Origin of the sequence: Pannonibacter indicus, from assembly GCF_001418225.1 — a bacterium.
In the GTDB taxonomy this organism is placed as follows: Bacteria; Pseudomonadota; Alphaproteobacteria; order Rhizobiales; family Stappiaceae; genus Pannonibacter; species Pannonibacter indicus.
In genome coordinates this window covers 23,169-47,686 of sequence record NZ_LIPT01000007.1, presented here as the reverse complement: position 1 = coordinate 47,686, position 24,518 = coordinate 23,169, and the positions used below count along the sequence as shown (strand labels likewise).

The window sequence follows — 24,518 nt, the reverse complement described above, 5'->3', positions numbered from 1 at the left end:
ATCGCAAAGCCTACCCAGAGAGGCAAGCGTTATTTCTCACCGGGAATATCCCTCAGCAGGGCGCAGATGGCGTCGATCTCTGGCGCGCCTTCCTGTGCGAGCCGGTCCACCAGCCGGTGATAATTCGCCAGAACCAGCTCGCCGGCCTCCGTCAGCCGCGCGCCGCCGCCCTTTGCCCCGCCGCGCGCACTGTCCACCAGCGGCTCGCGGAAGGCCGCATTGAGATGCTCTACCAGCTGCCAGGCGCGCTTGTAGCTCATGCCCATGCGCCGGCCGGCCCCTGCAATGGAGCCTTCCTCACGGATCAATTCCAGAAGTTCGGCCTTGCCCGGCCCCAGCATCGCGTCATTACCGAAGACAAGCCGCAACCTGAGGCGCGGCCAGGGTTCGCCCGCTGGAGCCAGGGAGGTATCGGAAACGGTGGCGGAAGGATCATCTTGCATCATCCCGCCACCCTGCAAACCGCCCGCCGCTTTGGCAAGCGGAAAGCTGCGCTTCTCCCGCAGCAGCCCCACCGGGCAGGCTGGCTGCCCCCTCACATTCCGGTGCACGGCAGGCCACGGACTGGGCAAGAGGGGGAGGACGCTCCATATTGCATCCGAGGCCTTGCGAAGGCACCCCCCTTTCCCGCCTGACATTCAGGAGTTCATTCATGACACGATACGAGAAGTCGGCAGATGCCATTTCGAAGCTGACGCCCGAGCAATACCGCGTGACTCAGCAGAACGGCACCGAGCGGCCGGGCACGGGCGAATATCTCTACAACAAGGAGCCGGGCATCTACGTGGACATCGTCTCCGGCGAGCCGCTGTTTGCCTCCTCGGACAAGTATGAATCCGGCTGCGGCTGGCCGAGCTTCACCAAGCCGATCGAACCGGCCAACGTGGCGGAGTTGCTTGACACATCGCACGGCATGATCCGCACCGAGGTCCGCTCCGCCCATGGCGACAGCCATCTGGGGCACGTGTTCCCCGATGGCCCGCGTGACCGGGGCGGCCTGCGCTATTGCATCAACTCGGCCTCCCTGCGCTTCGTGCACAGGGATGACATGGAGCGGGAGGGCTATGGCGCCTATCTCGACCAGGTGAAGGAGATCTGACGATGACAGAGACAGCCATTCTCGCCGGCGGCTGCTTCTGGGGCATGCAGGATCTGATCCGCAAGCTCCCGGGCGTCATCTCCACCCGTGTCGGCTACACGGGCGGTGATGTGCCCAACGCCACCTACCGCAATCACGGCACCCATGCGGAAGGCATCGAGATCGTTTTCGATCCGAAGCAGATCAGCTACCGGCGGATTCTGGAGTTCTTTTTCCAGATCCACGACCCGACCACACCCAACCGGCAGGGCAATGACGTGGGCATGTCCTACCGTTCGGCCATCTATTATCTGAGTGAAGAGCAGAAGCAGACGGCGATTGACACTGTCAAAGATGTCAATGCATCGGGCATCTGGCCGGGTAAGGTGGTAACGGAGATCGAACCTGCCGGTGACTTTTGGGAAGCCGAGCCGGAACATCAGGACTATCTTTTACGTTATCCGAATGGATATACTTGCCATTATCCCCGGCCCAACTGGGTCTTGCCCCGCCGCCCGGCGGTGGACTGATTTTCCGCGGCGGGCGCCGCTTCGGCGCCCCCGCTCCAGACTGTTTCTCCACGCCCGCCGGGCCGCATTGCCGGAATACCGATGACCGAGCCGCTTTTCCGTTTCGACAACAGCTACGCCCGCGAGCTTGAAGGCCTCTATGTGGCCTGGAACGGCGCGCCTGCGCCTGCGCCCCGGATGCTGAAATTCAACAGGGATCTGGCCAGAGCGATGGGGCTGGATGCGGTGCGGCTGGCCGGTGACGAAGGGGCGCAGATCTTCTCCGGCTCCGTGGCCCCGGAAGGAGCGTCTCCATTGGCACAGGCCTATGCCGGGCATCAGTTCGGCGGCTTCTCGCCTCAGCTGGGCGATGGCCGGGCGCTGCTGCTGGGGGAAATCCTCGACCCGGATGGCAGGCGCTTTGACCTGCATCTGAAAGGCTCAGGCCAGACGCCTTTTTCCCGCGGCGGGGACGGCAAGGCTGCCGTGGGGCCGGTGCTGCGGGAATATGTCATCGGCGAAGCCATGCATGCCCTCGGCATCCCGACGACGCGGGCGCTGGCGGCCGTCGCGACCGGGGCACAGGTGCTGCGCGACAGCGTTCTGCCCGGCGCCGTGCTGGCGCGGGTGGCTTCAAGCCACATCCGGGTGGGCACGTTCCAGTTCTTTGCCGCACGCGGTGATATTGCCCGGCTGACGAAGCTTGCCGCCTATACCATTGCCCGCCATGACCCCGACCTTGCCCCGGATGGCAAGGTGACGCCCAAGGCTGCGCTTGGCCTGCTGGACCGCGTGGTCCGGCGGCAGGCCTTTCTGGTGGCGCAATGGATGCTCGTTGGCTTCATCCACGGTGTGATGAACACCGACAACATGACCATTTCCGGCGAAACCATCGACTACGGCCCTTGCGCCTTCATGGAAGGCTATGACCTCAGGACCGTGTTCAGCTCCATCGACACCCATGGCCGCTATGCCTATGGCAACCAGCCGGCCATCGCCCAGTGGAACCTTGCCCGGCTGGCAGAAGCGCTGCTGCCGCTGATGGGCAATGATGAAGACGCAGCCATCGAGAAGGCCGGTGCCTGCGTCAACGGCTATGCGGAGCATTTCCAGGCCGCCTGGATCAATGGCGCCCGGGCGAAGCTTGGCCTTGCCTCCAGCGAAGAGGGCGACGATGCCCTGGTGAAGTCGCTGCTTGCCGCCATGAGCACGCCGCAGGGTGCGCCGGGTCAGCACGCGGCGGATTTCACCGGCACCTTCCGCGCCCTCTGCCGCTTCGGGGATGAGGGCGAAGCCGCCCTCGCCCCGTTCTTCGGTGGCACGGAACGTATCGCAGACTTCACGCAAGCCTACACGGCGCGCCTTGCCCGCGACGGCATGGCACCCGCACAGCGCCGGACTGCGATGGAAGCGGTGAACCCCATTTACATTCCGCGCAATCACAAGGTGGAGGAGGCCCTCGCCGCCGCCACAGCGGGCGACCTTGAGCCCTTCGACAGGCTGGTGGATGTTATCTCCCAGCCCTTCACCGAGCGCCCGGGCCTTGAAGCCTACGCCGAACCCGCCCCCTCCAGCTTCGGCTCCTACCGCACGTTCTGCGGGACGTGATGGGAAGGCAGCAGGCAATAACGTTCACCTCTCCGTAGTCATCCGGACGCAGCAAAGCGGAGATCCGGGATGACTACGGGGGAAGCTTGTGGTTCACATCTCCCCTCACCCCAGCGGCGAAAAGCTCAGCCCGCCGGTATAGCGGCTAACCGGCTTGCCCTCGCCATCCAGCAGCAGCAGATGCAGCCAGCGCTGGTCGAACAGGGCCCGCACGCCGGGATGGCGGGAGAGGATGTCCAGCACGGCGTGCTCCGGTGCCTCCACCATCACGGTCAGCCGCAGCGGCTCGTGCATCAGCTTTTCCCCGTCATGCACCGACTGCCAGGTGAGGCCGGTGCGCAGCAGGCCGCCGTTGCCCTCCACCACGCCCATGCCGCCGGCCGCATTGTGCAGCAGCTTGTTGCCCGCGCCGAAAAGCTGCGGCACCACGGCCGAGCCGTAATATTGCAGGCTGATCCAGCTGGCGACGACGACCGGCGCGGTGAGGATCAACTCCAGCACGCGGAAGCCTTCATCCTTGGCCGCCACATAGTCGTGCAGAAACACCCGGCCGCCGAGATCGGCCCCGGCGCTGTGCTGGCGCGGAGCGGCGATGAAGGCGGCGCAGCCTGCAAGGCCCCATTCGGGCCGGGTCTGCGACCAGTCCCGCGCCCTTGCGCCCATCGCCTGCTGCCGTTCAGCCCCCGGCAGCTTCTCTGCCCGCTCCGCCCGCGCCAGAGCGCCAGCCGATGCCAGCCAGTCCTTCAGCTGCGCCAGATCGTGCAGATGGGTTGAGGTATCAACATCGCCCTCATAGAGAGTAACGCCATCGGAGGCGGTGTCATGCAGTCCGGCGAGGAACAGGGTGTCCTCAGGAACGGCGATGCCCTCAGCGGTCAGCCCTGCCCGCACTGCCGGATCATTCAGCAGAGATACCAGAAGCCGGGCGTTGACCTCGCCGGAATGGCCGCCGCAGGCGCCGCATTGCAGGGCGCTGGAATGCAGGTTGTTGCGCACATCCGAACCATGGCCGGTGAGCAGCACGATCCGGGCAAAGCCCTGCGTCAGCGACATGGCCCGCAGCACGGTGGCCGCCGTGGCGGCCGCCTGATCCGGTGCCAGCGGCGGATCGAACCGGGGAGCGGGTGTGGCGTCAGCCGCAGCCTTTGCCGGCAACAGCGCATCCTTGACCAATTTGGCCGCATAAAGCGGGCCTGCTGCCTCGACAAAGGCGAAGGACGACACCGCCGCCTGCCGGAACCGGCCAAAGGCCCGCTTTGCGCGCGCCGCAATCCGGCTGTTCCTGTCTGCATCTTCCTGTCCAACCGGTGTCGAGCAGGAGAACCGGGCCGGCTGCAGCAGCACGGGCAGCCGCTTTTCCGCCCGGCTTGAGGCAAAGCCCCGGTGGCTGGTACCGATGCCGAAGAAACCGGCAAAGCCAAGGGTCCGGATGGCAGGGTCAAGCGACTCCAGCGCCCGCCGGAACACTTCCGAACGCACGTCGATGCAGAAGGCCGCCTGCACGGCGGGCCGTTGCACGGCGCAAGCGGCAAGGGACGTTTTGCGGGCGGCCAACTTGTCAGAAAGCTTGCGCTGCGCGGCCCGCTCAGACGCTTCCTGCAGCACAGCATCGATGATCATGTCTTCGGTGGGCACGGCAGGCTGGGCATGGGCAGCGGCCGTCTGCCGCCACTTCAGCAAAGCAGCTTCTCCCTTGGTGCCCTGTCCGGCCAGATGCAGGAACAGTGCCTCTTCCCACACGAGCCGGATGGCCAAGAGGTCGAGAAGCGTTGCATCCGTGCCGCCGGAAAGCTCTGCCTCCCACAGCCGGTAGCGGGCTGCCTGAGCCCAGCCGCCAAGGCCAAGCAGCAGCTGATGGAAATAGCTTTCCAGCGCCTCAACCGTCAGCCCCAGCGTCGTCACGGCCCGCAGGAGTGCGCCCTGCGCCGTATCCGGTGCGGCGGCCACGAAGGCGCCAAAGCCGGTCAGCCCCATGATTTCGGGCGTCAGGTCATGCGAGCCGTTCATCTGCCAGCCGGCATAGACGGAACGGCTCTTCGCCAGCGGCCAGAGTGCCTGGCCCTCATCAAACAGCGCGGCGCAGAATGCGCCCATCCGGTCGGTCACCAGCGCCTCGAAATCCCAGTCCCCAAGCTCCGTGGCAAGTGCCGCGACGGTGGGCAGAGCCTGGGGTGCGGACGGCTCGGCATTCAGCCGGGCGATGACCGCCCCGGCATCAAGAGCCAGCGGCTCCGGACTTGCCGCAAGAGCCTGTGCGATGTCTTCCCGGGTCAGGTCCCCCTCTGCCAGCTTCGCGGCAAAGACGCAGCGGGGCGGCGTGATGCGAACACCGGCCAGCCGGGCCAGCTTTGCAGCCGTCCGGGCAAGGGTCATGCCCGTCTGGCCGAGAAAGGGATTGACGGCGACGGTTGCCGCCAGCGGGAAGGCGGGCGGGATCTGCCGCTGGGCGGCGAGCGCCGCCTCCATCACAGTGGCGAGCGGCAGGGCGGGAAGCGTATCACCAAGAGAGGCGGCTTCAGCCGGGTGCATGTGCAGGGTCATTTCAGGTCTCCCGTTCGGAGAAAAAGACAGGAAGAGGCCGGCAGGTCAGGAGCGCAGGGCGGGCCGTGCCAGCCAGCGGTCCAGCAGCGCATTGACGTAGAGCCCATTGGCGAGATGCACCCTGAGGCCAGCTGCAGCCGGATGTGCCGCCCAGAGCGGGAACATCGCCTGCGTCACCGCGATCACACCGAAGGTTGCCAGTGACAGCAGCAGCAGAGCCGTTTCCAGCGGGCCGGGCTCCGGCACCGGCGGCAGCGTGCCGCCGTAGATGGCTGCGGCTGCACCATGGAAGGCGAAGTAGGCAGCTGCGGTTGCCAGCGAGGCGGCAATCGTGCGCAGCATCAGACCGCGCGGCGCGGCCCCGGCCAACCCCTGCGCCATCAGATAGGCGACGCCGAAGATGAGGATGACACCGAGCGCCAGCGCCTGCGGCGGCTTGTCCGCCCAGCCGAAGGCCGCAGCAGCGAGCGCATAGACACCCACCGCCAGCGCAAAGGCCCGCGCCACGGCTTTGGCTTCCGGCACCGCCACCGGCCCCGGCCGGGAGGCTGCGGTCACCGCTTCCACCGCCGTGCCCGAGGAGAGGAAGGCGTGGGCCTTGTAGAGCGAATGAGCCACAATGTGCAGCAGCGCCAGATGGAACAGGCCGAAACCGCACTGCAGGACCATGAAGCCCATCTGAGCCACGGTGGACCAGGCGAGCGCCGTCTTCACCAGAGGCTGGGTCAGCATCACCAGCGCACCGAAGAGCGCCGTGAAGCCACCGATCACCACCATCAGTGCCAGCACACCGGGGCTGAGCAGCATCACATCGGCAAAGCGCACCAGCAGGAAACCGCCCGCATTGATGACGCCTGCATGCAGCAGGGCCGACACCGGGGTCGGGGCCTCCATCACTTCCGTCAGCCAGCCGTGCAGCGGGAACTGCGCCGACTTGAGGCAGGCGGCCAGAGCAATGAGTGCAGCCGCCGCAACCACAAGCGTGCCACCTTCGCCCATCCGGGCCTCAGCCAGAATGGCCGCAATATCACCTGTGCCATAACTGAAGCCCAGCGCGAGCACACCGGCCAGCAGCACCACATCACCCGTCCAGGCGCTCAGCCGCTTCTTGGCCAGCACCTTGGTGACACCCGGCCGTTCCGGATAGAACCGCAGCAGCTGCATCAGCGACTGGCTGGCCAGCACCCAGGCAAGCCAGATCTGCGCCAGCGTCGCGGCAGAGACGAGCAGGATCACGGCCGCCAGTGTCAGGCACAGCCAGCCCATGAAGGCCCCTTGCCGCGCTTCGCCGTCGAGATAGGTCCGCGAGTAGCGCAGCACGATCCAGCCGATGAAACTGACCAGCACCAGCATGGTGGCCGACACCGCATCCAGCCGCAGGCCCGGCATGAAAAGATCCGCCAGCGGATGCCCCGTCTGCACGATAACCTGCTGCGGACCCGTCGTCAGGAAACCGGCCAGAGACGCAAGCGCCAGAAGAAAGGCCGCAAGACCGGAAAGCTCAGCCAGGCGCGGCAGCGGATGAGGACGGCGGCCAGGCCTGAGGGCAGCGGCGGCGGCAGCAAGGGCCAGCAGACTGGCAGCAGCTGCCACGGCCATCACGGCATGAGGCGCGGCAAAGAGAAGTGCTGCAGGCAGAAGCGCGGCGGACATTTCAGGCATCGGAACCTCCGGGTTACTCGGATGCCGAAACTGGTATCAGTCCGCAAAACTCAATAAAAATACATTGTTTATGTGTTTTCATTCTATAAAATAGAACTATGCCTGACCTGAATTATCATCACCTGCGGTATTTCCGGGCCGTGGCCAATGATGGCAATCTGACCCGCACGGCGGAACGGCTGAACCTGTCGCAGTCGGCCCTGTCCGTACAGATCCGCCAGCTGGAGGAGCGGCTGGGCCATGCCCTGTTCGAGCGGCGGGGCCGCCAGCTGCATCTGACCGAGGCCGGGCGGATCGCGCTGGATCATGCCGATGCCATCTTTGCCGCTGGGGAGGAGCTGATCGCCACCCTGCGTCACACCGGCACCACCCGGCGGATACTGCGGGTGGGCGGCATGGCGACACTGTCACGCAACTTCCAGATTGCCTTCCTGCGCCCCGTACTGGGGCGGGCGGATGTGGAAGTGGTGCTGCGCTCCGGCTCGCCGGCGGAATTGCTGCATCAGCTGGAAACGCTGAACCTTGATGTGGTTCTGCTGACCCGCCCGCCGGAGAACAAGGCGGACCTGCCCTTCGTCGCCCACAAGCTGGCCGAACAGCCCGTCAGCCTGATTGGCAAGGCAGATGCGGAAACGGCGGGCCTGAGCCTTGGCGAACATCTTTCCCGCTCGCCGCTGATCCTGCCGACACGGGACAGCAGCGTGCGGACAAGTTTTGATGCATTGGCCGCAAGGCTTGATGTCCGCCCGCAGATCGCCGCCGAGGTGGATGACATGGCGATGATGCGTCTTCTCGCCCGCGAGGGGCTTGGCCTTGCCATCATGCCGCCCATCGTGGTGCGGGACGAACTGGCCAGTGGCCTCCTGCGGGAAATCGACCGGCTTGAGGGACTGACAGAAAGCTTCTATGCAGTCACCCTGTCGCGCCGCTTCCCCAATCCGCTGCTGCGCGACCTCATCGCCGCGCGGCCAGCTGACTTTGCCGCCGGGAATGACGCAGACTGACTTCAGAAACTGTCGCGCACCTTGAGGTGGATGTGGCTGTGGCTGGCGCCATCGCCATGCTGATGCACCTCTGCTTCCTCGCTGACCGGCACCAGCGACAGAGCACCATGGCGCACCCCCCGCTCGGTGAAGAGGCCATTGGCGTAGTTCTCCACCGTCTCCACCGGTCCGCGCATCACCGCCACTTCCACCGCCACCGTGTGGTCCAGCGGCACGGACAGCGCGGCAACGGCCATGTGGTGATGCTCGTGCCGGGACTGGGGTACCCGGCGGCCAAGGTCGCGCATCGACAGATCCACCGTATAGCTGAGCACGCCGACGCATTGCGCATCGCCTGCAGCCTTGCGCGCCAGTCCGCGCCGCAGAAGATCACGCAGGGCTTCGGAGCGGTTCGTGGCCCCCGAACGCGCCATGAAGGCATCCAGCTCGTCCAGAAGATCATCCTCGATACTGATCGTGATCCGCTGCATTGGATTTCCGCCTCCGCCTATCGATCATTCATGCCGCCAATTTAGGCAAGGCAGCTCACGGAACAGACTTGCACCGGTTTGCGGCCAGATGCAGTATGAAAAAAAGAAACGAAATTCATACTCATCAGGATCCCTTCCGAATGCGCCTGCGTAACTGTCTATTTGCCACCGCCTCTGTCTTCGCTTTTGGCCTGCTTCTGAGCCCCGCCAGCGTGACGGCGCAGCCCGCCCCCCCGGCTCTGGTGCTGGCGGTGGGCGGCGAGCCGGAAACCGGCTTTGACCCTATCACCGGCTGGGGCTCCTACGGCAATCCGCTGTTCCAGTCCACCTTGCTGAAGCTCGACACGGATCTCAATCTGGTGGGAGACCTTGCCACCGGCTGGACACTCTCGGCAGACCGCAAAACCTGGACGCTGACACTGCGCGAAGATGCAAGGCTGCCGGATGGCACCGTTTTGACGGCGGAGGATGCTGCCTTCACCTACAACACGGCGCGTGATGCAGGCGGCGTGGTGGACCTCACCAATCTGCACGAGGCGCGCGCCACCGGACCCTACACGCTGGAAATCGAACTGAAGGAACCGGAGATCACCTTCACCAGCCGCCTTGCCAGCCTCGGCATCGTGCCGAAAGCCGCCTATGGCCCGGACTATGCCCGCAAGCCCATCGGCTCCGGACCCTTCCAGCTGGTGGAATGGCGCGAGGGCGAGCAGCTTGTCGTGGAACCGAACCCGCATTGGTATGGCACGAAGCCCGGCTTCTCCCGCGTCAGCTTCGTCTTCGGCTCGGAAGATGCTGCCGTCAGCCTCGCCCGCACTGGTGCCGCCCAACTCGTGGCCGTGCCTTCCTCGCTGGTGGACGAGACACCGCAAGGCATGAAGAGCCTGCATGTGAAGACCGTCGACAATCGAGGCGTCATGTTCCCCATGGTTCCTGACACGGGCGCAAAGACCGGCGAAGGCTATCCGATCGGCAACAGCGTGACCTCGGACAAGGCCATCCGCGTGGCGCTGAACGAGGCGCTGGACCGGCAGGCGCTGGTGGATCTCGCTCTGTCCGGTCATGGACGGCCCGCCTATGGCCCGGCTGACGGCCTGCCCTGGGACAATGCGGATGCGAATGTGAAGGGCGGCGATAGTGAAGCGGCCCGCGCCACATTGGCCGCAGGCGGCTGGCGCGACAGCAACGGCGATGGTGTTCTCGAAAAAGACGGCAGAGACGCGGCCTTCACCCTGCTTTATCCGGCTTCCGATTCCACCCGGCAGGCACTGACGCTTGGCGTCGTGGAACAGGCGAAGACGATCGGCATCCGCATCACCCCGCAAGGCAAGAGCTGGACCGAAATCCGCACCATGATGCATGCCAACGCCGTGCTCTTCGGTTTCGGCTCGCACAGCCCGGCGGAAATGGTCCGGCTGAACGGCAGCCGCTATGCGGGCGCGGGCTATTACAATCCGGGCTATTACAACAACCCGGCCGTAGATGCCGCCTTTGCCAAGGCTGAAGCTGCAGAAAGCTTCGAAGCTTCCCTGCCCTTCTGGCAGGCCGCGCAATGGGACGGCGCCACCGGCTTCGGCTCCAAAGGCGATGCGGCCTGGGCCTGGCTCGTCAATCTGGAGCATTCCTACTGGGTGTCGGACTGCCTCGATACCGGCCGCCAGCAGATCCAGCCCCACGGCCACGGCTTCCCCATCACCCGCAATCTCGAAGAGTGGCGCTGGACATGCCAGTGAGGGCTGAACGTTCAGGTCTGATGGGCCACTTGAGAGAAAAAGAGCCCTCTCCTCTTGCCGCGGTGCCCCTCTCCCCCCTTGAGGGGGAGATGTCTGCGCCAGCAGACAGAGGGGGGGGGCAGCGCTTCAGCAAGGCAGAGACTCTCTTACAAACGGACAGTCAGTTACCCCCCTCTGCCCCCTGCCGGAGGCATCTCCCCCTCAAGGGGGGAGAGGAGCTGGGGCCTGACCGGAAGTCCGATGTAAACACTGCCCCGGCAAAGAGCCGCCGCCGCCATACTGATGCATCACTGCGGTTAGCTGTCCGCAACGGACGCGCCCCCGCACACCCGGCAAAGGAAGGCAGCCATCATGACTGACTGGCTGCGGCCTTTGCTGCGTGACCGCTTGATCCGGCTAGCTTGGATGGTGCCGGTGGGGGCCTTTGGGCTGTTTGCGCTGGTCTCGCTGGCGCCCATCGACCCGGTCCAGAGTTTTGTCGGCGCGAAGATGATGCAGGTGGGGCCGGAGCAGCGCGAGGCGATTGCGGCGGCCTGGGGCTTGAACGATCCATTCGGCGAGCGGTTTCTCCGCTGGGCCGGCAACGCACTCTCCGGCGACTTCGGCAATTCCATCACCTACAACGCGCCCGTGCTCGACATCATCCGCGACCGGTTTCCCGCCTCGCTGGCGCTGATTGCGGCGGCCTTTGCCTTTTCCTTCGTGCTCGGTCTTGGCCTTGGCACGGTGTCCGCGGCCACGCGCGGGCGCTGGCCGGACCGGATCATCCGGGGCTTTTCGGTGATGCTCGCCTCCAGCCCCGGCTTCTGGGTGGCGCTGCTGCTGGTCGCCATGTTTGCCGTGGGCCTCAACTGGCTGCCTGCCTGCTGCGCCGCCCCGCCGGGGCTGCAGGCCGATGAAGCCCCCCTTGGCCAGCGCCTGTGGCACATGATTTTGCCGGCTATCTCGCTCTCCATCGCCGGCATTGCGCCGCTGATCCTGCACACGCGCCAGAGCATGATTGCCTTTCTCGACAGCCCCGCCGGACGGCATCTGGCCGCCCATGGCTGGGCGAGCCTGCCGCTGGCCTTCGGGCCGGGCCTGCGCCACGCACTCGGCTGCGCCCTGACCGTACATCTGGCCGGTGCGGGCGAATTGTTCGGCGGTTCGGTTCTGGCCGAAACCGTCTTCGCATGGCCGGGTCTCGGGCAGGCAACCGTCCGGGCAGCTACAGGCGCGGATGCGCCGCTGCTGATCGGCATCGGCCTGGCCACGCTGCTGTTCGTCTTTGCCGGAAACCTTGCCGCCGACATTGCCGCAAGACTGCTCGACCCGCGCCTTGCAAGGAGGAATCCGGCATGAGCCTTGTCCATACAAGTGGCGCCGCCCCCGCGAAGGTGCTCCCAGCCCGCCCGCGCAGCAATCCGCAGAAGCGCGTTGCCCTGCTGGGCCTTGCCGCGCTTGGGCTCATCGCTGCCATCGGCCTTGCTGCGCCGCTGGTTCCGGAAAGCTGGTATGCGGTGAACCCAGTGGCACGCGGCCTGGCGCCCTCACTCGCCCATCCCATGGGCACCGATCTTCTGGGCCGGGACATGGCCGCCCGCACGCTCTCCGCCCTTGGCCGCAGCATCTGGGTGGGCTTCTTTTCTGCGGCCCTTTCAACACTGATTGCCCTCGCCATCGGTCTTGCCGCAAGTCTCGACCGGCGCGCCGACCGGCTGCTGGGCGGGGTGACGGAACTGGCCCTCGGGCTGCCGCATTTCGTGCTGCTGATCCTCATCTGCTATGCCGCAGGCGGCGGTACCACGGGTGTGATCATTGCGGTTTCCCTCACACACTGGCCGCGTCTGTCCCGCGTGCTGCGGCATGAGGCGCAGACGGTGCTGACCTCGGATTATGTGATGATCTCCCGCGCCCTTGGCCGCTCTCCCGGCTGGATTGCCCGCCGGCATCTCGTGCCGCATCTGCTGCCGCAGCTCGCCGCCGGTTTCGTTCTCATCTTCCCGCATGCCATCCTGCATGAGGCGGGTCTCAGCTTCATCGGCCTTGGCATCGAACCGCATCTGCCGTCCATCGGCATGATGCTGTCGGAATCCCTGCGCGGGCTGATGGCCGGGAAATGGTGGATCGCCGCCGGTCCCGGTCTGGCCCTGATGCTGGTGGCGCTGTGTTTTGAGCTTCTGGGCGAGCGCCTGCGCAAGGCGGCAGACCCGCGGGCGGCGGATATCGCATGAGCCTTTCGGTCATCAACCTGACGGTCAGCTTCCCCAGTGCGGCTGGCCAGTCCGTGCAGGCGCTCAAGGGCCTGAGCCTCACTGTCGAACGCGGCGAAGTGGCCGGGCTTGCGGGCGCCTCCGGTGCAGGCAAGAGCCTGGTGGCCGAGGCGCTGATGAGCCTGCTGCCGGGCAATGCCATCACAGGCGGCCATGTGACGGTGGACGGCCAGAAGCCGCACCCCGGATCGCTCGCCCTTGCGCCCCAGACCATTGATGCCCTGGATCCGCTCGCCCGCACCGGCCCGCAGCTTGCCCGCTTCGGCAAGCCATTTGGCCGGGCGGTGGATGCCGCGAAACTTCTGGGAGATGTGGGGCTTGAACCGGACGTGGCCCATGCCTTCCCGCATGAGCTGTCCGGCGGCATGGCCAAGCGCGTGCTGCTGGCCAGTGCGCTGGCTTCAGGCGCTGACTTCATCATCGCAGACGAGCCCACCAGCGGGCTCGACCCGGATAATGCAGACCGCATCATCGCGCTGATCGCAAGTCTCGCCCGAAAGGGCCACGGCCTGCTGGTGATCAGCCACGACCTGAAGCGCCTTGCCGCTATCTCCCGGCGCATCACTGTGATGCAGGATGGCGCCATCGTGGAGACGGCAGATGCAAGATGCTTTGCCAGCGAAGGATCAGCCCTTTCCGCCCCCTACACACGCGCCCTTTGGCAGGCGCAGGAGATCTACGGCACATGCTGAGCGTGGAAAGGCTGAACCTGAAGCTGGGGCAAAAGCAGGTGCTGGATGGGGTGAGCCTGACGCTTGAGCCGGGCAGCGTGACCGGCCTTGGCGGGCCATCGGGGGCAGGCAAGACAAGCCTTGGCCGCTGCCTTTCCGGATTTATTGCGCCCGCCTCAGGCTCTGTGCGTCTCAATGGCGGTGCCCTGCCCCCCTTGCGCGCGGGACGCCCGCACCCGGTGCAATATGTGCCGCAGATGGCGGAGCTTGCCGCCGATCCACGCTGGCGCATCGGCGATATCCTGCGCAACGGCGGCACGCCGGATCAGGAGGTACTGTCCGCCCTCGGGATTGATCCGGCCTGGGAGACTCGCCACGCGGGCGAGGTTTCGGGCGGCGAACTGACCCGTGTGTCGCTGGCGCGGCTGATCCTGCCTTCCACCCGGGTGCTGATCCTGGACGAGGTGACGGCCCGGCTTGACGCGCTGTCGGAGGATGCCCTGTGGCAGGCGCTTTTGCCTCTGGCGAGACAGCGAAGTCTGACCCTCCTGATCATCAGCCACAAGCAGGGCCTGCGCCAGCATCTGTGCAGCACCAGCTACATTCTGGCGAATGGCAAGCTGATTCAGGAGACCTTCTTGCCAACCTCGGCAATGCGCCGGTCCTGAGCGCCCAGCGCCTCAAGTGCTTCCAGCGTCGTTTCGGCAGGCACCCAGCCCAGCGCCATCAGCGCGGCCGGGCTGGCGGCGAGCGAGCCGCCCAGCCGTTCGGCCATTTCGCCCTTGCCTGCCAGTTTCAACCCCAGCTCCAGCAGGGCGGGCGGCACCGGCAGAAGGCCCGGCCTGCGGCCAAGGCCGCGCCGGTAGGCCGCGATGATCCCGGCCAGCGTCACCGGCTCCGGATCGGCCACGATCAGCGCCCGGTTGGGGGCTTCCGGCAGCCTCAGCACGCAGTCCACCGCACCCGCCAGATTGGCGAGCGAGATCAGTGAGCGCTTGCCGGTGAAAAGTCCGAAAGGCAGCGGCACGGGCTTGCGGGCCAGCGCGAACAGCGCCTCCAGATTGCCCCTCGCGCCCGGCCCATACACCAGCACCGGCCGCAGCGCGGCGTAGGGCATGCCGGTTTCGGCAATCGCGGCCTCGGCCTCCAGCTTCGAGCGGCCATAGGCATCGGTGGGCTGTGCCGCGTCTGCTTCCGTCAGCACGTGATCGGCCGAAGGGCCGGACTGGGCCCGGATGGAGGACAGGAACACGAAACGCTTCACCCCGGCCTTGCGCGCGGCCTGCGCCAGTGCCGCCGTCGCATCCCGGTTCACAGCCCGGTAGTCATCCTCCGGACGGCCCGACATGGCATGGGCGATACCGGCGGAATGGACCACGAAATCCACGTCCCGCATCGCCTGATCGAGATTGCGCGGACGGGCGAGGTCACCGATGAATTCCTGATCCGCGCTCACCGCATCCTCCACCGGACGGCGCAGCAGCAGCCGCAGACGGTACCCCCGGCGGATGAGATCGGCAGCCAGATACTGGCCAACGAAGCCGGTGGCACCGGTCAGCGCAACAAGCGGGGCTTCGGTCATGGGGCATCTCCGGTCAGCTGGCGTGCACCGGACAAGCGGTACTGCACCCGTCCCGCCCACACAAGCCCCGCTGAAACGGCGGCCCCTTTCCCGAAGCTGTCAGCCTCTTCCCTCGGCCAGAGCCCGGACGAGCAGCAGCATGACGAGGGCCTGACCGTAGGGGGCGGGCACGTTGGGGATCTGACGGTAGAAGTCCAGCGTGTGGCCCATGGGCGTACCGTCCGACACCTGCAGCACGATGCCGCTGTCATCGATCCGCTCCAGCACCGCCGCCAGCGCCCGGTCGGCCACCGGGCGGTAATCCTGCGGCAGCAGACCTAGGTCGATGCCGCGCAGGATACCATAAGCGATGGCGGCAGTGGCGGAGGTTTCCTCCGGTGACTGCGGGTCCAGCACCAGCGTGCAGAACATGCCGTTGCCGCGCTGGTTGGCGGCCAGCGTGCGCACCTGCGCGTCCAGAATGAAGGTGAGATGCGCCTTCAGATGGCCGGGGATATCCTTGACGAGGCCGAACAGCTCCGGAATTGCCACGGTGATCCAGGCATTGCCCCGCGCCCAGAATGCCTTGGCGAAGTTGTGGTTCCCGTTGAAAGTCCAGCCATGATACCAAAGCCCGGTGACCGGATCGGCGAGGAACCGTTCATGCACGAGGAACTGGTAGAAGGCTTCCTCGATCCAGTCCTGCCGGCCGAAACGCTGCCCGGCGCGGGCAAGGAACAGACACGTCATGAACAGCGTGTCGTCCCACAGCTCGCCGTCGTTCATCCGCTCCTTCACCACATGCTGGAAACCGCCGTCGCGGGTGCGGGCAAGGCTGGTCATCAGCCAGTCCGCCCAGTCCTTCACCAGCGCCTCGAAATCCGGGCGGTCCACATGGTCGATCAGCACCGACAACGGCAGCATGGGCGAGGAGGAATTGACCTGACGCGGCGGGATGCCTTTGGAGATCTGCCAATCATACCAGCGGGCAATCGCCTCGATCAGCGACCGGTCGCCTACCGCTTCCGCATGGCGGATAAGCCCATAGATGCCAACGCCCACTTCCCAGTCCCATTCCTCAAACTGCAGGTCATAGGCATCTTCGGAAATGGCCGCGGTTTCGTTCATGCCCTTGAGGCGGGCGAGGCCGACCGCCACGCGGGACAGCGTCGCGGACAAGGTGTCAGGATTGATCATCAACATGGCGGGGTCCTGTCAATCGGCGGATCAGATCAATGGGAGACGGCAGGAAACTGCCGGATGAGCGGGTCGAGGCTGCGGTTGGGGAAAGGCATTGCCGTGCCATCCACAACAAGGCCGGAGCCCCAGGAAAGCGCGAGGGACGGATGGCCCGCCCCCGAAAGCGTCAGGGTGAGAACCTGCGCATCAAAGGCGAGGCTGAGGGCCTGAACGCTCGAGCGGAAGCGGGCGAAGGCAGCGGCGGGATCAGCATCATCAGCAGCCTCTCCCATCAGAGCCGCCCAGCCACAGCGGCTGGCATGAGCGCGGAACTCGATACCCGCACCCGGCCCTTCCGTCACAGGTTCAAGCGGGGCGCTGGCCGAGAGAGCGGCAAAACCGGCACCGGAACGCAGGAACAGCCAGTTGCCCTCCTGCTGCACCTCGTCAAAGGCGGAAGCTTCCACATAGGCGTGAGTGAAACCGATACGCGGACCCTCGCCCAGATCGAACACCAGCAGCGCCGCGTTGCCGTGCTGGCCAACGCGGGGCATGACGCCGTTGCCCGCCCAATAGGACGGGCGCTGGCCGCCCCAGGGATCATCGGCACCGGGATGATTGACCCAGGCACGGGCAAAGGGATGGGCGGCAAAGCGCAGATCCACCTGATGCTGCTGGTGGCCCTTTTTGCCCGGCTCGCCATCCACCATCGAGGAGAGCTGCACATGGGCGGATTTGTAGAGCGCCAGCCGGGCCGCCTCGTCATGGCCCTGCACGTAATGGGCCGTCAGCGCCGTACCCGGAGCGGGACTTACCACGTCAAGCGCGCGCTGCGGCGGAGCGTAGGAGCCTGCCGCCAGCATCGGCAGCGCGGCCACACCGTCATTCAGCCAGCCCTCGCCAAAGCCGAGAGTGGCGAAGGGGGCAAGCTCGGTCAGCGGCCCGGCGCGCAGCTCCTTGTCATAGGCCCGGCCCATCGTGCCGGCCGGAACACCGCCCAGCGTATGCAGGCCGATCATCAGGAACAGCCGGTCCAGCAGTTGCGCCGCCCGCTCGCGGATGCGGCCGTCACCCAGATGCTCCAGCGCCAGAAGACCGATGAAGTCGATCGGGTAATAGGCGGCAGAATTCCATTCGGCGAGGCCATGGGCCTCGACGCTGTCGAACCAGCGCATCAGCCGCTCTTCGCCAAGCCTTGCCTGCTCCGCACCCTTGCGGCCGGAACAGGTGAAACTGGCACCTGGATAAAGGCGTCCGGCGAGATATTGCGAGACGTGGAAGCACAGCACGTGGTTCTCGCTCCAGAACCACATCACGTCATTGCCCGGTTCATCCACCCAATAGCGGTAGCCCAGCACCGAGGCATCAATGGCGCCGCGCAGATCCTGCGGCAGGCCCGCGCCATAATCCGCCGCCAGCCAGAGCAGCGGCACCATCACGAAGTCGGAGCAATCGCGCCGCTCGTCGATGGCTTCCAGCGTGTTGGCGATGATCTCGCGGAAGGTGGCATCCACGGGCTTTCCGGCCGCCTGCATGGCGATGGCCCGCCCGGCGCGCATTTCGCCGTGGTCTGCCAGAAACTCCAGCACCTTCGGCTTGCGGTCAGCAAGCGGCAGGGCGTGCCAGTCGAGCTTTTCCAGCCGGTGCGTGGCAAAGGCAATGTGCCGTTCCACCCGCGCCGTGCCGATGGAGAAGGTCAGGTCCAGCGGGTGATAGGCATCGGGCAGCGCTTGCGCCCCCGGCAGGCTCACCCGTGTTTCCCCCTTGCGCAGCACCGCAGAGGATTGCAGCAGCGGCGGCTTGTCGCGCATGTGAACGCTGGGCTGGATCAGGGCGGTCACGCTGACGTCCACATCCGGCGCATGAGCGAAGACAAGCGCCAGCTCGCCGGTGGTGCTGTGGAACGGATCCGGGCGCACGGAGGTGGCCAGCTCCATCAGCGCTGCAATGCCGGCAGGCGCCACATCCACCGGCAGCACCGCCGTGATCGCGGCATCGGAAAGCAGCGTCAGTTCAAAGAACCAGATGGCATCGCGCTCGGCCAGCTCTTCGGTCAGCACGGTCACTTCACTGCCTTCCGGCTTGAGGCTCAATTCAATTTCCGTGCTGCTTTCCCTGTTGCGCTGGAAAGGCTCGAAGGAGACGGCCTTTTCCCCATCCACCCAGATGGTAACACCGCCGCAGGTAGACAGGCGGAAGCAGAAGGGCCCGGCCGGCGAAGGCACCAGACGGGTCTTCAGCCAGCGCTTCAGCCGGGTTGGCCGGTGCCAGAAGCTGGAAAACTCCACCCGGCGGTTGAAGCCCGGCAGGTTCAGCGCCTCCACCTCGAAAGGCTCCAGCGGAACTTCTCGGGTCTTGATCTCTTCCCACAGGGCGACACGGCAGGGCAGATCGCCCACATCCACGAAACCGTTGATGAAACGGTATTGCACCCGGTCCTCGGCCAGCGCCGGCGTGCCAGGATAATAGGTCTGATGCACCGGCCCCATGGCCCAGGCGGTGATACTGCTACCCCGCATGACAGGGAAGCCGGCAGCAGCAGATGCGGTAAGGGGCGCGGTCATTCATCCTCTCCTTCGCCGGGCAGCGGCAGGCTGAGTTCGATCTTCTCCAAGAGATCCGGCAGGCGGCCGATCTGGTTGAAGGTCAGCATCGGGCGCTCTGCCCGGGTGCCGGGCTTGTGGCTGCGCCGGGTGGACCAGTTGAGGAAGATGGAGATGAGGCCGAAGCGGTTGGCGCCCAGAATGTCCCGCTCCAGATTGTTACCCACCATCACCGTGCGTGCCCGGTCGCCCTCGGCAAGCCCCAGTGCTTCACAGGCGGCAGCGAACATCTTCGGCGAGGGCTTCAGCTCGCCGATGTCGCCGGAAATGATATGAGCCTCGAAGCAGTCCCACAGGCCATGATGCTTGAGGATGTTCTCGAAGGTCGCGCGCGGGCCATCAGCGACAAGCGCCAGCCGGTAGCCGCTGCGGACCAGTTCGTGGAGCATATCGCCTGCACCGGGGATGAGATCGGCGCTGGTGACCACTTCCGTGCCGGGGATCTTCACCTCGGTGCGCTCGTCCACCAGGGTGTCGCCGCAGTCCAGAAACACCGCGGCCAGATGGGGCACGCGGGTTTCCAGACTGGCAACGAGCGCCTCCACCCGCCGCGGCACCCAGGCATCAAGCATGGGCCAGGGCATGAGGCACACACCGCCTTCCTCATCGCTGCAGCGGGAGAACTGCCAGGACGGGGAAAACGCCATACGCTTCAGGGCAAGGCGCGCCAGACGGCAGCTCAGCGGGGAGGCCGAGATGCGTCCGGCATCGGAGAACCGGTTGGAGAGGTGCACGCCCCCATCCCCGGCGAAGGCACCGCACATGGCGGCGATCAGGGGACCTGCGTTGCGGCGCATCTCGCCGTCATCGGCCCAATGGGCATGTTTGCCCGGCTCCAGATAGAGAACCGGGCGCCCTGCCTCCACCGGCAATGCGCCATCTGGACATCGCATAAGGCGGCGCGCGCCATGGCGCGAAGCCTCGACCCTGGCGATGCTGCCGTCCGGCTCGACATGCACCCAGACATGCTCAAGGTCATAGAGGTGCTGGATATCCCAGTCGTACCAGATCGCATATTCGATCACCGTGCGCCCGCGTGGACGGATGATGAATTTCGAGGACAGCGAAGGCCCCTCCTCCCGGTAGACCACATAGCCTGCGGCCAGCGGGCGGAAAGGCTCTGCATCATCCATGCGCAGCACCGGCAGATAACGGGCGGCAAGAGCAAAATCGGGCGCCTGATCCGCATCCTCCGGCAGGCCGGAGAGCGGCAGGTCTGCAAGAAGGGCGCGCATCAGCCGTGAACTCCGGTCAGGGTGAGGCTTTCGGCGTGGTGGCAGCGCACCTGACGTCCGCCCTCCACCGTGCGCAGGGCCGGAACCGTGCTGCGGCAGCTTTCATCCGCATAGGGACAGCGCGGATGGAACGGGCAGCCGGAGGGCACATTCATCGCGTCGGCGATCTCGCCCTTCAGCGGCACGCGCTTGCGGGTGCGGTTGCCGCGAGGGTCCGGCTGCGGCACGGCGGCAAGCAGGGCTTCGGTGTAGGGATGAAGCGGCCGGGCGAACATCTCCTCCGTCGGCCCAACCTCCATCAGGCGACCCAGATACATGACGCCGATCCGGTCAGAGATATGCTCCACCATGCCAAGGTCATGGGTGATGAAGAGATAGGTGAGGCCCAGCTGCTCCTGGAGGTCCTGCAGCAGATTGATGTTCTGCGCAGCGACGGACACATCCAGCGCCGACACAGCTTCGTCCGCGGCAATGAAGCTGGGGTTGAGCGCAAGTGCGCGGGCAATGCCGATGCGCTGGCGCTGGCCGCCGGAGAAGGCATGCGGATAGCGCAGCAGATATTCCGGGCGCAGGCCGACAAGGCGCAACAATTCCGCCACACGGTCACGGATCTCGCTTTCCGAGCCAGCGCCATGCACCACCATGGGCTCACCCACCAGCTCCAGCAGCGTCATGCGCGGGTTGAGCGAGGAATACGGGTCCTGAAAGATCATCTGCATTTCGCGGCGGATGTCGCGTATCTCCCGGTCGGAGAGGCGCGAAATATCCACCACGGAGCCATTGCCGCGCCGGAACAGGATTTCCCCGCCGGTCAGGTCATAGGCCCGCAGGATAAGGCGGGCGATGGAGGACTTGCCCGAGCCGCTTTCGCCCACAAGGCCAAAGGTCTCGCCCTTGCGGATATCGAAGGTGATGTCATCCACCGCCTTCACCGCCCCCGCCTCGCGGCGGAACCAGCCTTCGTAGACGGGGAAATATTTCCGCACGCCCCGGACGGAGATGAGGGTGTTCTCGTCCATGATGAGATCCTGAGCGGCGGTCATTCGGCAGCCTCCGCAATGCCGGCGGTTCCGGCGAAATGGCAGCGGGCGCGCTGACCGCTGGGGAAAACGGCATCCTCCGGCACGGTAACGTCGCAGGTGCCGGCCACCCCATGCATGCAGCGCGGATGGAAGGCGCAGCCGCCGGGCACGTTGTAGGGGTCGGGCACCATGCCGGAAATGGTGCGCAGGCGGCGGCCATGGCTCTTGCCAAGGCGCGGGATCGATTGCAGCAGCGCCTGGGTGTAGGGGTGCTTGGGCTCGTAGAAGATTTCATCCACGGTGCCGGTTTCCACCACGCGGCCCAGATACATCACCGCCACCCGGTCGGCGATATCGGCCACCACGCCGAAATTGTGGGTGATGAAGACGATGGCCATGTTCAGCTCCTCCTGCAGCCGCTTCAGCAGCTCCAGGATCTGGGCTTCCGTGGTCACATCCAGTGCCGTGGTCGGCTCGTCGGCGATCAGCAGCGCCGGATCACAGGCCAGCGCCAGCGCGATCATCGCCCGCTGGCGCATGCCGCCGGACAGGTGATGCGGATAGCGGCCGGCGATGTCGGCCGGCCGGGGCATCTGCACGCGCTTCAGCAGTTCGATGGCCTGATTGCGCGCTTCGGCCTTGGACACCCCCTTGTGCAGCATCACCGTGCGCATGATCTGCGTGCCGATGGTGTGAACCGGCGACAGGGCCGTCATCGGCTCCTGAAACACCATGCCGATTTCCCCGCCGCGCAGGGAGCGCATGGTGCGGCTCTGCCGGTCTTCGGAGGAAATCAGCACCTCGTCACCCGATGAACGGCGGAAGCGGATGGTGCCGCTGGCATTGAGCGCATTGCGCGGCTGCAGCCGCATGATCGAGCGGGCCGTCACCGACTTGCCCGAACCGCTTTCGCCAACGATGCCCAGAACCTCCCCCCGGTTGACATGGTAGGAGACGCCGTTGACCGCCCGCACCAGCCCGTCGCGGGTGGGGAAATGCACGCCGACATTGTCCAGTTCCAGCAGCCGCTCGGGCGGCATGGGGGCAAGATCGGGCCTCGGGGCTTTCTGCTTGAAAAACATGATGGCTCCTCCCCCTCAGTGGCCGTAGGGGTCGGCGGCATCGCGCAGGCCATCACCAATGAAGTTGAAGGCGAGAACAACGAGCACGACCGCAATGCCCGGGGCCAGAAGCCAGGGGGCCAGGGAAATGGTGCGAAGGTTCTGGGCGTCCTGCAGCAGCACGCCCCAGCTGACGACCGGCGGGCGCAGGCCCAGCCCCAGGAAGCTGAGTGCGGTTTCGCCCAGGATCATCTCCGGGATCGCCAGCGTGACGGCGGCGATGATGTAGCTGGTCATGGCCGGCAGCATGTGGCGGGTGACGATCCGGTATTCCGAAGCGCCCGCGAGCCTTGCCGCCAGCACATAGTCCTCCGTTTTCAGCGAGAAGAAGCGGCCACGCACGACACGGGCAAGATGCGTCCATCCGATCAGCGACAGGATGATGGTGATGAGCACATAGACGAACAGCGGGTCCCAGGCGATGGGCAGCGCCGCAGCCAGGCCCATCCACAGCGGGATCGTCGGAATGGAGCGGATGAACTCCATGAGCCGCTGGATGCCGGCGTCAAGCCAGCCGCCGTAGTAGCCCGAGATCGAGCCCAGCGCGAGGCCGAGGATGAAGGCAAAGGCAACGCCGACAAGGCCGGCCGACAGGGTGACGCGGGCGCCGTAAAGAAGCCGGGTGAAGAGATCGCGGCCAAGGGAATCGGTGCCCAGCAGGTTGATCTGCTGCTTGCGGTCATCGATGCCGAAGAGATGCACACGCGTCTCGTAAAGCCCGAGCAGGTGATAGCTTTCCCCTTCCACGAAGAAGCGGATGGGCAGCGGCTTTTCCGTGTTGGGCTGATAGATCACCCGCGCAGTTTCCGGATCGCGCTTGCGCTCCAGCGGGTAGATAAAGGGCCGGTGCAGGCTGCCTTCATGGAAGATGTGCACCATGTTGGGCGGGGCAAAGGTGTTGAGGCGGCTGATCGTCTCCGGCCGGTAGGGCGAAACGAAATCGGCGAAGAGCGCCAGAACGCCAAGAACTGCCATGAAGACGAGCGAGGCCACCGCCAGCCTGTGCTTGCGGAAACGCCACCAGATGAGCGTCCATTGCTTCGCGGTCGAAAGCTCTCCGCCCATCACCTCCTCGCGCGGGGCAAGCGGCGGCAGGACCGGCATTTCAGCGGGCGTGGTGGACAATGTCTGATCGAGGGTCTGGGTCATACGGCCTTGCTCCTCATGCAAACCGGATGCGCGGATCGGACAGCGCGAGCAGGATGTCGGACACCACCGTGCCGATGACGGTGAAGACGCTGAGAATGAGAATGAAACTGCCGGCCAGATACATGTCCTGCATCTTCAGCGCCTGCAGCAGCAGCGGGCCGGTGGTGGGCAGGTTCAGCACCACGGCGGTGATCACGTCGCCGGAAAAGAGCGCGGGCAGGGCCCAGCCGACCGTCGAGATGAAGGGGTTGAGCGCCACACGTACAGGATAGCGCCAGACAACGGTGCGCTCGGTGAAGCCCTGTGCGTAAGCCGTTTCCACATAAGGCTTGCGCAACTCGTCCAGCATGTTGGCGCGCATGACGCGGATCAGTCCCGCCGCACCGCCCGTAGCCAGCACCACCAGCGGAATCCAGAGGTGCTCCAGCAGGTTGATGATCTTGGCCAGATCCCAGGGCTTTCCTTCGAACTGCGGCGAGATCAGCCCGCCCACATCCATGTTGAGCCAGACAAAGGCGGTCCACATCAGGATCAGCGCCAGCAGGAAATCCGGGACGCCCTTGCCGAGAAAGCCGAAGACCGTGAACACATAGTCGAAGATGGAATATTGCCGGGTGGCGGAATAGACGCCGACCGGAATGGCGATGAGCCAGGTGAAGATCATGCTGAGGGTGGAGATGAGCAGCGTCAGCCCGAGGCGGTCCCAGATCAGGTCGCTGACCGGTGCGTTCCACTCCAGCGACCGGCCAAAGTCACCGTAGAAGACGATGTTGGAGATCCAGCGCCAGTATTGCACCAGCAGCGGATCATTGAGCCCGAACTGGGCGCGCATCATCGCCTCTTCCGCTTCGGTGATGTACTCCCCGCCATTGCGCAGCTGCGCCGCATAGGCGGTGACGAAATCGCCCGGCGGCAGCTGGATGATGAGGAAAGAGATGAAGGAGACGAAGATCAGCGTGGGCACGGCCCAGGCCAGACGCCGCAAGATGTAACCAAGCATGAACACCCTCCAGTTCCGCACGCAGCCTTGGGGTAAAGGCCGGCGGTGCGCCGCGCGGGCGGGAACAGGATTTCAGATTGACCGGATCCGGCACCCCCAGCCCTTCGGCATCGGGGCGCC

21 protein-coding genes are annotated in these 24,518 nt (G+C 65.6%); 9 read left to right on the top strand and 12 right to left on the bottom strand.

All coding sequences use genetic code 11. The annotated features are described in order from the left end of the window. Positions 1-29 precede the first annotated feature (29 nt). The gene (locus ASC48_RS11640) at positions 30-446 is read right to left on the bottom strand and encodes a winged helix-turn-helix domain-containing protein (protein ID WP_082440109.1); all 417 of its coding nucleotides are present in this window, start codon (positions 444-446) and stop codon (positions 30-32) included. Between the two features lie 206 nt (positions 447-652). On the opposite strand from ASC48_RS11640, the gene msrB reads away from it, so the two are divergent. From msrB to ASC48_RS11625, 3 genes are all read left to right on the top strand, one after another. Next, positions 653-1,099, top strand: a complete 447-nt coding sequence (gene msrB, locus ASC48_RS11635; RefSeq protein ID WP_055455918.1) for a peptide-methionine (R)-S-oxide reductase MsrB — start codon at positions 653-655, stop codon at positions 1,097-1,099. 2 nt (positions 1,100-1,101) lie between these two features. Next, entirely contained in the window at positions 1,102-1,608 is a 507-nt protein-coding gene (gene msrA / locus ASC48_RS11630) for a peptide-methionine (S)-S-oxide reductase MsrA (protein WP_055455917.1), read from the top strand. Positions 1,609-1,689: 81 nt separating this feature from the next. Beyond that, complete coding sequence (locus ASC48_RS11625; RefSeq protein WP_055455916.1) at positions 1,690-3,195, top strand: protein adenylyltransferase SelO; 1,506 nt, start codon at positions 1,690-1,692, stop codon at positions 3,193-3,195. Positions 3,196-3,300: 105 nt separating this feature from the next. Here the strand turns inward: ASC48_RS11625 and ASC48_RS11620 are convergent, their stop codons facing one another. Then, positions 3,301-5,736 carry a YbcC family protein gene (locus ASC48_RS11620; protein ID WP_082440099.1) on the bottom strand — a complete coding sequence of 812 codons (2,436 nt, stop codon included), beginning with the start codon at positions 5,734-5,736 and terminating at the stop codon, positions 3,301-3,303. 45 nt (positions 5,737-5,781) lie between these two features. After that, positions 5,782-7,398, bottom strand: coding sequence for a proton-conducting transporter transmembrane domain-containing protein (locus ASC48_RS11615; protein WP_244270049.1), 1,617 nt, complete (start codon positions 7,396-7,398; stop codon positions 5,782-5,784). A gap of 98 nt (positions 7,399-7,496) precedes the next feature. On the opposite strand from ASC48_RS11615, the gene ASC48_RS11610 reads away from it, so the two are divergent. Then, positions 7,497-8,402 carry a LysR family transcriptional regulator gene (locus tag ASC48_RS11610; protein WP_055455915.1) on the top strand — a complete coding sequence of 302 codons (906 nt, stop codon included), beginning with the start codon at positions 7,497-7,499 and terminating at the stop codon, positions 8,400-8,402. 2 nt (positions 8,403-8,404) lie between these two features. Here the strand turns inward: ASC48_RS11610 and nikR are convergent, their stop codons facing one another. After that, entirely contained in the window at positions 8,405-8,872 is a 468-nt protein-coding gene (nikR, locus tag ASC48_RS11605) for a nickel-responsive transcriptional regulator NikR (protein WP_055455914.1), read from the bottom strand. A gap of 140 nt (positions 8,873-9,012) precedes the next feature. Between nikR and ASC48_RS11600 the strand changes: the two genes are divergently transcribed. The 5 genes from ASC48_RS11600 to ASC48_RS11580 all read left to right on the top strand — a co-directional run bounded on the left by ASC48_RS11600 (position 9,013) and on the right by ASC48_RS11580 (position 14,196). Continuing rightward, positions 9,013-10,605, top strand: coding sequence for an ABC transporter substrate-binding protein (locus ASC48_RS11600; RefSeq protein ID WP_055455913.1), 1,593 nt, complete (start codon positions 9,013-9,015; stop codon positions 10,603-10,605). Between the two features lie 351 nt (positions 10,606-10,956). Then, complete coding sequence (locus ASC48_RS11595; protein WP_072242595.1) at positions 10,957-11,946, top strand: ABC transporter permease; 990 nt, start codon at positions 10,957-10,959, stop codon at positions 11,944-11,946. Next, entirely contained in the window at positions 11,943-12,818 is an 876-nt protein-coding gene (locus ASC48_RS11590) for an ABC transporter permease (RefSeq protein WP_055455911.1), read from the top strand. The genes ASC48_RS11595 and ASC48_RS11590 overlap by 4 nt, the downstream gene beginning before the upstream one ends. Then, complete coding sequence (locus tag ASC48_RS11585) at positions 12,815-13,549, top strand: ATP-binding cassette domain-containing protein (RefSeq protein ID WP_055455910.1); 735 nt, start codon at positions 12,815-12,817, stop codon at positions 13,547-13,549. The genes ASC48_RS11590 and ASC48_RS11585 overlap by 4 nt, the downstream gene beginning before the upstream one ends. Next, the gene (locus tag ASC48_RS11580) at positions 13,543-14,196 is read left to right on the top strand and encodes an ATP-binding cassette domain-containing protein (protein ID WP_055455909.1); all 654 of its coding nucleotides are present in this window, start codon (positions 13,543-13,545) and stop codon (positions 14,194-14,196) included. Before ASC48_RS11585 ends, ASC48_RS11580 begins: the two co-directional genes overlap by 7 nt. Here ASC48_RS11580 and ASC48_RS11575 read toward each other — a convergent pair. The 8 genes from ASC48_RS11575 to ASC48_RS11540 form a co-directional block, all read right to left on the bottom strand. Then, the gene (locus ASC48_RS11575; protein ID WP_055455908.1) at positions 14,154-15,110 is read right to left on the bottom strand and encodes an NAD-dependent epimerase/dehydratase family protein; all 957 of its coding nucleotides are present in this window, start codon (positions 15,108-15,110) and stop codon (positions 14,154-14,156) included. The genes ASC48_RS11580 and ASC48_RS11575 overlap by 43 nt on opposite strands. 99 nt (positions 15,111-15,209) lie before the next feature. Beyond that, positions 15,210-16,286, bottom strand: coding sequence for a beta-galactosidase BglB (gene bglB, locus ASC48_RS11570; protein WP_055456040.1), 1,077 nt, complete (start codon positions 16,284-16,286; stop codon positions 15,210-15,212). Between the two features lie 35 nt (positions 16,287-16,321). Then, positions 16,322-18,832 carry a hypothetical protein gene (locus tag ASC48_RS11565; RefSeq protein WP_208975686.1) on the bottom strand — a complete coding sequence of 837 codons (2,511 nt, stop codon included), beginning with the start codon at positions 18,830-18,832 and terminating at the stop codon, positions 16,322-16,324. Further along, positions 18,829-20,106, bottom strand: a complete 1,278-nt coding sequence (locus ASC48_RS11560) for an HAD family hydrolase (RefSeq protein ID WP_055455907.1) — start codon at positions 20,104-20,106, stop codon at positions 18,829-18,831. The genes ASC48_RS11565 and ASC48_RS11560 overlap by 4 nt, the downstream gene beginning before the upstream one ends. Further along, a complete protein-coding gene (locus tag ASC48_RS11555) occupies positions 20,106-21,149 on the bottom strand; it encodes an ABC transporter ATP-binding protein (RefSeq protein ID WP_082440097.1) in 1,044 nt (347 codons plus the stop codon). The genes ASC48_RS11560 and ASC48_RS11555 overlap by 1 nt, the downstream gene beginning before the upstream one ends. Next, on the bottom strand, positions 21,146-22,210 hold the full coding sequence (locus ASC48_RS11550) for an ABC transporter ATP-binding protein (protein WP_208975685.1): 1,065 nt from the start codon (positions 22,208-22,210) through the stop codon (positions 21,146-21,148). The genes ASC48_RS11555 and ASC48_RS11550 overlap by 4 nt, the downstream gene beginning before the upstream one ends. Positions 22,211-22,225: 15 nt before the next feature. Next, positions 22,226-23,353 carry an ABC transporter permease gene (locus ASC48_RS11545; RefSeq protein ID WP_055456036.1) on the bottom strand — a complete coding sequence of 376 codons (1,128 nt, stop codon included), beginning with the start codon at positions 23,351-23,353 and terminating at the stop codon, positions 22,226-22,228. A gap of 58 nt (positions 23,354-23,411) precedes the next feature. After that, positions 23,412-24,398: an ABC transporter permease gene (locus ASC48_RS11540; RefSeq protein WP_050472530.1), complete on the bottom strand. Its 987-nt coding sequence runs from the start codon at positions 24,396-24,398 to the stop codon at positions 23,412-23,414. Positions 24,399-24,518: the final 120 nt, after the last annotated feature.